3 protein-coding genes are annotated in these 1,496 nt (G+C 67.6%); 2 read left to right on the top strand and 1 reads right to left on the bottom strand.

Going from position 1 to position 1,496, the window contains the following annotated elements; translation table 11 throughout:
- On the top strand, positions 1–605 hold a 605-nt coding region (gene cmk / locus GH737_RS14755), incomplete at its 5' end, for a (d)CMP kinase (RefSeq protein ID WP_155265515.1).
- A 181-nt stretch (positions 606–786) separates the two neighbouring features.
- On the opposite strand, the gene GH737_RS15595 is transcribed toward cmk, so the two are convergent.
- Entirely contained in the window at positions 787–882 is a 96-nt protein-coding gene (locus GH737_RS15595) for a toll/interleukin-1 receptor domain-containing protein (RefSeq protein WP_196233243.1), read from the bottom strand.
- A 124-nt stretch (positions 883–1,006) separates the two neighbouring features.
- Between GH737_RS15595 and GH737_RS14745 the strand changes: the two genes are divergently transcribed.
- The coding region (locus GH737_RS14745) for a GGDEF domain-containing protein (protein ID WP_155265514.1) at positions 1,007–1,496 on the top strand (490 nt) is incomplete at its 3' end.

Genomic DNA, 1,496 nt, shown 5'->3' with positions numbered 1-1,496 from the left:
CGGCGAGCGGGAAGGGGACGATCGCCCGCGCGCTGGCCAGGCATTTCCGGCTGCCGCACATGGACACCGGCCTGCTCTACCGCGCGGTCGCGTTGAAGCTGTGGCGCTGGGGCGGCGATCCCGGCAGCGAGTTCGAGGCGCTGCGCGCGTGCGACGACCTCGGCGTCGAACCCGACGACCCCGAGCTCAGGAGCGGGCCGGTTTCGGAGATCGCGTCGCGCATTTCGGTCTATCCGCCGATCCGAGCCGCCCTGCTAAAACGCCAGCAGGACTTCGCTCGGCAGGATGGCGGGGCGGTGCTCGACGGGCGCGATATTGGCACGGTGATCGCGCCGCAAGCCGAGGTAAAGCTGTTCGTCACCGCCGCGCCCGAGATCCGCGCCCAGCGTCGACTGGAGGAGATCCTCTCCCGTGGCATGCGCGCGCATTACGAGGAGGTGCTCGCCGACATCCGCGCCCGCGACCGGCGGGATTCCTCGCGGGACGTCGCGCCGCTCAAGCCCGCGCCCGATGCGATCCTCCTCGACACGAGCGACCTGACGGTCGACCAGGCCATCGCGAAGGCGCTCAGCCTGGTCGAGCAGCGACTGGCGGTCTCCCGCTAGCGCTTCAACAACTGCGCGCAAACGGGCACCAGCTGGCCCGTGTCGCCGGCGGCCGCAGCTCGTCGCGCACCCATCGCGACCTCACCGAATGTTTCGACCACGCGACGACGATCGCGTTGGCCTTCTCGAGCTGCGCCGCGATCTCGGCGCCGAATTCCTCAACGCTGTCGATGTGCCGGTCCTACCAGACGCTGTGGCCGGCGCCCTCGAGCACGCGCGCACGGCATTCCGCGAATGCCTGGTCCTCTCTCGCGTAGCTGAGGAAGATGCGCCCCATTCACCCTCCGGTCGTGATAAGCTGCGCTACGCGCAAATCGCCGTCTACGCTAACCAAAGCTAATGTAGGATAATTTTCATTTCTGTCTGCGAAAAACTGGACGCGGACAAGAAGTGGACCAAATGTGAAGCGAGTCAGGAGCAAGGCGGTTCGCATCGCGAGCAGCCACATCATCACTACGTGCGCGACCATCGCGGCGATCCTGTTGTTCGTCGCCCTCGGGAGCAAGGTCGTGCCGGCGGCGCTCGCCGGCGCGGCGCTGACCGATTCGTCGAATACCCTCCAGGTCGCCTTCCTGCTCAACATCGCGATCATCCTGTTCGGCTGGCGCCGATCGAAGGATCTGAAGGAGGCGCTCGACGCCTATGAGGCCGCCGAGCGGCTCGCCCGGCGCAACGCCAACACCGATCCCGGTACCGGCCTCGCCAATCGCCGCGAGCTTGTCCGCTCGCTGGGCGAGATGCGAGAGACGAAGACGGCCGCCGTCCTGCTCCTCCTCGACCTCGACCATTTCAAGCGGGTCAACGATCTCCACGGCCATGCCGCGGGCGACCGCCTGCTGCTCGCCGTCGCCGAGGCGCTCGAGACGAGCGCGCCGGCCGGCGAACCTGCAT

This window comes from Sphingomonas segetis, assembly GCF_009720245.1.
Taxonomy (GTDB): domain Bacteria; phylum Pseudomonadota; class Alphaproteobacteria; order Sphingomonadales; family Sphingomonadaceae; genus Sphingomicrobium; species Sphingomicrobium segetis.
This window is presented reverse-complemented; position numbering and strand designations above follow the sequence as displayed.

Excerpts from the sequence above, each read along its gene's own strand:
- GH737_RS15595 (WP_196233243.1), bottom strand. The coding sequence starts at position 882 with ATGGGGCGCATCTTCCTCAGCTACGCGAGAGAGGACCAGGCATTCGCG.